This is a genomic window from Cyanobacteriota bacterium (assembly GCA_027618255.1).
GTDB lineage: Bacteria > Cyanobacteriota > Vampirovibrionia > LMEP-6097 > LMEP-6097 > JABHOV01.
Genome location: JAQCFG010000078.1, coordinates 1 through 7538 on the forward strand (window position 1 = coordinate 1; position 7538 = coordinate 7538).

At 39.6% G+C, this 7538-nt stretch carries 8 protein-coding genes; 6 read left to right on the forward strand and 2 right to left on the reverse strand.

Going from position 1 to position 7538, the window contains the following annotated elements; translation table 11 throughout:
- Positions 1-12: 12 nt before the first annotated feature.
- The gene (locus O3C63_08900; protein ID MDA0773045.1) at positions 13-804 is read right to left on the reverse strand and encodes a M48 family metallopeptidase; all 792 of its coding nucleotides are present in this window, start codon (positions 802-804) and stop codon (positions 13-15) included.
- A gap of 177 nt (positions 805-981) precedes the next feature.
- Here O3C63_08900 and O3C63_08905 point away from each other — a divergent pair, with 177 nt between their 5' ends.
- The 3 genes from O3C63_08905 to O3C63_08915 are packed head-to-tail and all read left to right on the forward strand — an operon-like array spanning position 982 to position 3690.
- Positions 982-1725, forward strand: a complete 744-nt coding sequence (locus tag O3C63_08905) for a hypothetical protein (protein ID MDA0773046.1) — start codon at positions 982-984, stop codon at positions 1723-1725.
- A complete protein-coding gene (locus O3C63_08910; protein MDA0773047.1) occupies positions 1722-2489 on the forward strand; it encodes a TonB C-terminal domain-containing protein in 768 nt (255 codons plus the stop codon). The genes O3C63_08905 and O3C63_08910 overlap by 4 nt, the downstream gene beginning before the upstream one ends.
- 28 nt (positions 2490-2517) lie before the next feature.
- A complete protein-coding gene (locus O3C63_08915) occupies positions 2518-3690 on the forward strand; it encodes a retroviral-like aspartic protease family protein (protein ID MDA0773048.1) in 1173 nt (390 codons plus the stop codon).
- On the opposite strand, the gene O3C63_08920 is transcribed toward O3C63_08915, so the two are convergent.
- On the reverse strand, positions 3687-4994 hold the full coding sequence (locus O3C63_08920) for an N-succinylarginine dihydrolase (GenBank protein MDA0773049.1): 1308 nt from the start codon (positions 4992-4994) through the stop codon (positions 3687-3689). The two genes, O3C63_08915 and O3C63_08920, sit on opposite strands and share 4 nt — an antisense overlap.
- 17 nt (positions 4995-5011) lie before the next feature.
- On the opposite strand from O3C63_08920, the gene O3C63_08925 reads away from it, so the two are divergent.
- The 3 genes from O3C63_08925 to O3C63_08935 all read left to right on the forward strand — a co-directional run.
- Entirely contained in the window at positions 5012-5410 is a 399-nt protein-coding gene (locus O3C63_08925; GenBank protein ID MDA0773050.1) for a hemerythrin domain-containing protein, read from the forward strand.
- Positions 5376-6362: an arginine N-succinyltransferase gene (locus O3C63_08930; protein MDA0773051.1), complete on the forward strand. Its 987-nt coding sequence runs from the start codon at positions 5376-5378 to the stop codon at positions 6360-6362. The genes O3C63_08925 and O3C63_08930 overlap by 35 nt, the downstream gene beginning before the upstream one ends.
- Positions 6355-7538, forward strand: a 1184-nt coding sequence (locus O3C63_08935) for a succinylglutamate-semialdehyde dehydrogenase (GenBank protein MDA0773052.1), incomplete at its 3' end; no start/stop codon positions are given. The genes O3C63_08930 and O3C63_08935, both read left to right, overlap by 8 nt.

The window sequence follows — 7538 nt, forward strand, 5'->3', positions numbered from 1 at the left end:
AGAGCCTGGGCTTTATTCTTGCACGTTCAACAGTCTTTTGTACATTGCTGGATGAGTAGAGAGTTTTTCTGAGAGCCAAGCCCAGAATCCACTATTGCTACGAGCGCTTTGTATCATGTCTTCTATATTTAAGCTTCCAAACAGTTTCTTGCCTAAGCAGAGTACTGCTAAGCCTTGTTTGGCACCTTCTTGTCCAACAATAGTACTGGCAATTTTGTCACAAGTATATTCACAAGCTCTATAGTATGCTTTATTGATAAAGGGCACGAATAAAATCATCGGCATTAAAAGATAGTGCTTGTCAATATGACCACGCTTGATATGAGCAAGCTCATGAGCAATTACAAATTCAATTGCTGATTCACCTTTATTGAATGCTAAGTCAAGTATGTCTGAATATAACACCATAAAAGATTTGGAGCCGAGGAAGAACTTGGTTGCAAAGGCGTTTAGTATGCCGCCACTTTGTATTATGTAAATTTCTGGTATCTTTTTGAGTCCCATTTTGCTTGCCACCTTTTCGGCAGATCTTAGTACTCCTGGCATTTGATTTTCGGTAACTTTGACTCCATGATTCTTGATGCCGCCAATAAATATACCTTGTGAAAATATTACTAGGCTAGAGAGTATGAAAAAATAAAAGATCATTACTGGCAATGTTTTTGCAACTTGAGGGTTGATTGCAGCTGTTGTAAACAGAAGTCCGACCAACGCAAAGAACATTAGGTTTGCTATTGCAAGAATTAAGAAATAGATTTTCTCTTTGCCGGTAACTAATTTGCCAATATCTATATTTTCAGTCATAGATTAGATGTTTCCCTTGTGCTGATTCGGCTTAACAGTTTTGCTTAAATATGGGTTGTTTATTGGAGTCCTGGGTTTAGGTGACTAGGCTATGATTGCTTAATCAAGAGCTTATGGTACATCTAAACTAGGTAAATCTAATCATCAATATTTTTCCAAGAGTGGCATATAAGCCTAATGAGAAAATTATCGATTTGTATATTACTTACTTGCATGTTATGGCAACCAGCATCTGCCAAGAGACAAGAATATATTAGCTACTTTCTTACTGCGAAACGAGCGGGTGTCGCTATTGGTCAGGCTGTTGGTGTTGCACTAGCATTAGCTTTTGGTGGAGCCCCTCAAACAAGTGATCCTGTTAACACTGCTTTGATGATGATTACACCAGAGTTTCGCAAGAAGCAACTTGATGCTTACAATGCCAAGGTGCAAAAGAAAATTGATAAGCTCAATAAAAAGATTAGTAAGGCTCAAACTAAGAGCAAAGATATAGAAGAATATAAAGCTAAATTCAATGACGAGAAATATAGACTCTTTAAAGATCCAGTATGGAACCAGGACGAAGAATTAGTTTCATTTATTGTTCTGCCAATTGATGCTGGAGCGCCATTTTTGGTTGATAACTTTAGGGTGACAGATCAAACAGGAGTTGGTTCTGTCTGCAAGCCGGCTTTGACAGAGAAGATCAATTTTAGTGCATTAGATAAAGAATATTTGGATGAGATTTATATGGTTGATTTGAATGATCACATATCGGTTGGATTGAAAACCTCTTATGACCCCAAGTGTATTATAAAAGATACAGCTACTCAGTACATAATGACGATCAATGGTGGTCGTCTTGATAATTTTGATTTGGATTTTAGGCTAAGTCAAGCTATCAAAAATGTAATAAGGGATGATTTTGAAATTTTGGAATGAAGAAACAAGTTTATAGTTTTGTACTGATATTGGGACTTATGCCAAGTTTAATTTTGGCCAAAAGCCCAGACCCTCTAGTTGCAGCACTTGAAGCTCAAGTCCGTGATAGATTAGATCTTAATTTACAGGAATGGCAATATCATAAGTATCCAGACTTCAACTTTACTGTTGACACAGAAGGTGAATTAGTTGGATTGGAGAGTGTTAAAGCTTCGCGTGATTATAATACTAGGGTTTGTAAATCAACAATCAAAGATATGCAACCGTTTGCTAGTGAATTTCGTGACCATGAATTTACTATTGAATGTAAACCTGAGTTTGAACTAAGTAAAAAAGAACAAAAAACAGCATTGAAGTATCAAGAACAATATGCTGCAGAAATTGGTAAGCAAATCTTTTTGAGAGCTAAAGGCTCTAGTTTTGAAGAATTGGAGGCAAAGCTACTAGCTTTGGAGCTTAAGCTTGCACCCTCTGGTAAATTATTAAGTGTAACTACAACAAGTAGTTCTGGTTTTGCTGAAATTGATTCAGCTTTTATCGAGGCTACTCAAACGATTGATGCGTTTCCCAAACCAGATCTTAATCAATATCGATTAAAGGCTGGTAAAAATCCAAAGTCTGCAACATTAGATCTATATTTCTTGCTAGGTAAAGATCACAAAGGTATTAGACCAGAGGATGCTATCGCTACTGGGGCTGCTTTGGGATCAATTGGTATATCGACAGTGTCAATCATTCAAAACATCATGTTGCTTGCAAGATAGTAAGATATTGTTTAATTAGAGAAGATGAATGCAAAAAATCACTTTTAAAGACAATAAATTAATTCTTCTGACTCTCTTTGCGAGTTTGATTTTTGTCGCTTCGATAATGACTTATATTCGTTACAAGAATATCGAGGATGCCAAGATACTTTATAAACAAGCTCTTGATTCGTGGAAGCTTGGTAAGAAGAAGACAGCTGAACAATATTTGGGAGCCGCAATTAAGAAAGACAAGAAAGCAGAGTATTACTATACTGCTTATCGTATGCTTGCCGGTCAGAGCAAGATTGGTCTTGCAGAGCTTTATGTCAAGAAAGCATTGAAGGCAGCTCCAAAGAATACAGAGTACTTATACAAGGCTGCACAGCTTGTTGCCTATTATAATCCAGAAGAAGCAGTGGGCTATTTGAAGCAAGCACAAAAGCTTAAATCAGATGATTGTCGGTTTTCGGTTTTGCTTGCGCAAATTAGTGTTGAAGCTAATGATGTGGCAGAAGCGATTGATGAATTGTACCGTTGTCTTGAACATGAGCCAGCTAACGAAGCGGCTTGGAATAATATCGCCGTCTATCATTTGAGACAAAAAGAAAATGACAAGGCTGTCGAGGTTTTGAACAATGCTTGCCAGACCAATCCGAATTCTGCTTATCTCTGGCAACAAAAGGGTTTGATTGAAAAGCAACTAGGCAAGCTTGATGAAGCTGTGATTTCTTTAGCCAAGAGTGTTGAATTGCAGCCATATACTGGGATGTCTGCTGTCAAGATGATAGAAAAAATCACCGGTACTAAATATCAAGGTGAGCATGCTGAATATTTTGAAGATATGAAAGCACGTGTGCCGTTTAAGATAGAAGGGCAACATATTTATTTGCAAGTGGTAATTCAAGGCAAGCCTGGCTGGTTCTTGTTAGATACTGGTGCTAGTGATTCAATCATATACAAGCATTTTGCTAATGAAGAGCAAATCAAATTTGACAAGCTTTATTATAGTAGCTACGAAACAGTTGCTGGTATCATTGATGCCCCGGTAGCATACCTCGATATCACCCTTGGAGCGATTGACCTAGCGAATGTCAAGTTTGCCATGGTTGGGAAAGATCAAGTCTCGCATATTGATGGAATTATTGGACAAAATGTCCTTAACAACTTTGATATTAATATCAATTACAATGAATATTTTGTGACTATGAAGTTGCATTAGGACTGTTGTGAGAGGATTAATTCAAGCTCTTCAAAAGCAGTCTCTATCCCTTGATAAAAGCCAGCCTCTGTTAAATCCTTTGGTTCAAGTCTATCTCTATAATGCTTCTTGACCCACGTTACCAGTTTCCCATAAAGCTCATCGTTAAGTAGGTAATGAAGATTCATTGCAGCAAGCTCTTCATCGCTAACTAGGACTCGTAGCCTCAGGCAGGCAGGACCGCCACCGTTGTTCATGCTTTCTCTTAGATCAAAATATTCTATTTTAGTAATTGGATTATTTGTTTCAAGGACTTTGGTCAAGAATTGATTGACTACTTGATTTTCTTTGCATTCTATGGGGGCGAGAATAAGCATGCCACCTTTATCAAGACTAACTATTTGTGAGTTGAATAAATAACTTGAGACAGCTTGTTTTAAACTAATCTCGCTATCTTTGACTTCAATTAAAATCAGCTCTTCATGTGTTGTTGCTTTGTATTTAGTACTTAGCTCTTCTATTACTTGAGATTGATTCTCAAAACTATGTTCGTGATAGAGAAAGAGATTGCAATTGCCTGTGCTAATTACATCATTGTGAAAGACACCAGCGTCAATGGCTTTGATAGACTGCTGTGCAAGGACAGTACGTTGTAAGTCCAAGCCATGGTTGTGAATGATGGCTTGCGAAGCTTCAAGAGCTTGCCTTGCAGGAAAAACCTGTGGACTGATGATACTTGGATTGTCTAGTGAATAACCATAAACAAATAAATCAATCCCCGGTTTGGAGTGTGCAGGAGCAAGCCTGGTGTGATTGGCTGCTCCCTCATCACTTAGTCTTGAATCAAGAGCAGGTTGATGCTTTGCATGCGGGAAAATAGTTTGTAATCTAGCAGCGGTTTCTATAGTTTCTATTGAACGATGAAATTTAGAACTGAGATTAGCTGGACTGATAGTCAAAGTTGTGGTTTCAAGACTTGAACTGATGGTGGCGGCATTTGCTGTCCACATTGACGAGGAGCTTGAGACTGCGCAGAATAATTCATGGTTCTTCTCGTAGCATTCTTGAAGAATATCTTTTGGATTACCTTTGTATCCTTTGGCTTGAAGAATATCTATGCGCGGTCTAAGCTGAGGAGGCATCACTGCTTGCTTGATACCAAGATCAGCGAGAGATTTCATTTTGGCAAGTCCTTGAAGAGCTGCTGCCCTGGGGTTTGAGATACTGCCTTTGTGAGTTTCAGAAGCGATATTGCCATGGCTTAAGCCAGAGAAGAGGTGGGTTGGGCCGACTAGTCCGTCGAGATTGAGTTCGTGGTATTTCAACGCTATAATTATAGGCTATGGAAGAAATTTTGACTAAAGTCAAAAATGAACACGAGGAAATCTATCAAAAGCTGGATAAGATTTTGCAAGATTTGACTAAAGTCAAAAATATTCGTGATGATGAGCATTTACTCAAGACTAGTAAAGTGATGCTCGATTATGTCAAATGGCTTTTGGAGAGTCATTTTAAGGATGAAGAGAGGGATTTGTTTCCTGGGATTGAAGATCTTGAGTTTAAAGAGAGATTGCTAGCGGACCATCAAGAAATAGAACTCAAGTATAATAAAGTACTAGAGGCATTCAATAGTTTTGATGCCCAAGAGGATTATCGTCAGCAACTTTTGTATCCAGCTTATAACTTGATAGCGACAATTAACCATCATGCCCAAAGAGAAGACAGAGCCCTTTTTAATTAGACCAATTCAGGAGACTGATCTTGATGCCGTTTTCAACTTGGCTTCGCAAACTGGTCCAGGAATGACTAGCTTGCCAGCGGATAAAAAAATCCTCACTGATAAAATTCAGGAATCAATTAATAGTTTTAAGATTAATCCAACCAAGCCAGGAAATGAATCATATCGATTTGTTATGGAGCTTGATGACAAGATAGTTGGTATAGCTGCAATTCGCGCTCGAGTGGGAGGTTTTGATCCTTCTTATTCTTATGAGATCTGCAAAGCTAGGCATCAATCTGCAGCACTTGGAGTTGATAAAGAAGTAGAATATCTCAAGCTCAGTAAAGAGCATAAGGGAGCTTCTATTATTAGCTCACTGTTTGTTTCACCTGATTACCGTTCTATGGGACTGGGTCAGTATTTGAGTCAAGCTCGTTTTTTGTTTATTGCTGACTTCCCAAAGCGCTTCACTGAGACGATTACAGCAGAGATGCGCGGGGTGATTGATGAAGAGGGGCGTTCGCCTTTTTGGGAAGGTACAGTGCGTCATTTTTTTGATATGGGCTTTGAGAAAGCTGATTATTTAAGTACCAAAGACAAAGGTTTTATTGCCGACTTGATGCCAGCTTATCCAATTTATATTCCATTACTAAGAGACTCTGTGATTGATGTGATTGGCAAAGTGCATGACAAGACTAAGCCGGCGATGAAGTTTCTTGAATCTCAAGGTTTTGCGCGAGATGGGCATGTAGATATTTTTGATGCTGGTCCAAGGGTTGCTGTTAAAGTCTCCGAGATTAAAACTATTCAAGAATCTCAAGTGGCGACTCTTGAGATTGGGATGGATATTGATGCCGCTCTTGTGTCGAATGGCAAGCTTGATTTTAGAATGAAATTAGTTAGTGGGACAATAAATCAAGAGGATGCGGATCTTTTAAATCTCTCTGAGGGAGAGGAGTTTCGTTATGTTTAGTTCTGTCAACCCAGCTACAGGCAAAGAGATTTGGCAAGGGCAAGAAGCTGGCGCTAAAAAAATTGACGAGGCTGTTGCAGCAGCGCGCCAAGCATTTCCTGGATGGGCGGCGTTGACTTTAGAACAGCGCTTTGAGTATCTTGAGAACTTTACCAAGCTTGTTGAAGCCAATCAAGCAAGGCTTGCGCAAATACTTTGTGAGGATACTGGCAAGGCTATTTGGGAAGCTCGAATGGAAGTGATGAGCCCAATTGCCAAGCTCAAGATTTCTTTAGATGCTTATAAAGAAAGAACAGGCACCAAGGTCAATGGACTCAGCGTCGTGCGGCACAAGCCGCATGGAGTGATTGCTGTTTTTGGTCCTTACAACTTTCCGATTCATACTCCGCATGGGCATATTGTGCCTGCACTTCTTGCTGGTAATACAGTTGTATTTAAACCTAGTGAGCTTACGCCATATATTAGTGAAGAGGTGATGAAGCTGTGGCAACAAGCTGCTTTGCCAGAGGGAGTAATGACTATGGTTCAGGGTGAAGTGGAGACGGGTAAATTACTTTCGGCTCATCCTGGTATCGATGGAATATTTTTTACTGGTAGCTCGCGCACTGGAAAAATACTGCATGAGAATTATGCTGGTCATCCTGGAAAGATATTGGCACTGGAACTTGGCGGTAATAATTCATTAGTTGTGCACCAGGCAAGTGACATTGATGCGACGGCTTACATGATTATTCAGTCGGCGTTTATTACAGCAGGTCAGCGTTGTACTTGCGCGCGTCGTTTGATTTTAATTGATAGCGAGGCAGATGCGATTCTTGAGCGTCTTGTTGCAATGAGCTCTAAGATCAAGATTGGCGATCCTACTGACGAAAGTAATTTCATGGGTCCGGTGATTAGCGAGGCGCAAGCTAAGAATTTACTTGCAGCGCAAAAGTCACTTGTGACTAAGGGAGCCAAAGTCTTATTGGAGATGAAGTCTAATGGAGGAGCATTTGTGACACCAGGAATTATCGATTGTACCGGGCTTGATATTTCGGATGAAGAAAACTTTGGTCCTTTATTGAAAGTATACAGAGAGCCGAACTGGGACGATGCAATCGCCAGAGCCAATGACACTGATTACGGATTAAGTTCTGGATTGATCAGCGACAGCCAAGAGCTCTATGATGACTTCCG

Bases quoted from the DNA above. Each gene is read 5' to 3' on its own strand.
- O3C63_08925 (MDA0773050.1), top strand. From the start codon at position 5,012: ATGGAAGAAATTTTGACTAAAGTCAAAAATGAACACGAGGAAATCTAT.
- O3C63_08930 (MDA0773051.1), top strand. From the start codon at position 5,376: ATGCCCAAAGAGAAGACAGAGCCCTTTTTAATTAGACCAATTCAGGAG.
- O3C63_08910 (MDA0773047.1), top strand. From the start codon at position 1,722: ATGAAGAAACAAGTTTATAGTTTTGTACTGATATTGGGACTTATGCCA.
- O3C63_08900 (MDA0773045.1), bottom strand. From the start codon at position 804: ATGACTGAAAATATAGATATTGGCAAATTAGTTACCGGCAAAGAGAAA.
- O3C63_08905 (MDA0773046.1), top strand. From the start codon at position 982: ATGAGAAAATTATCGATTTGTATATTACTTACTTGCATGTTATGGCAA.
- O3C63_08915 (MDA0773048.1), top strand. From the start codon at position 2,518: ATGCAAAAAATCACTTTTAAAGACAATAAATTAATTCTTCTGACTCTC.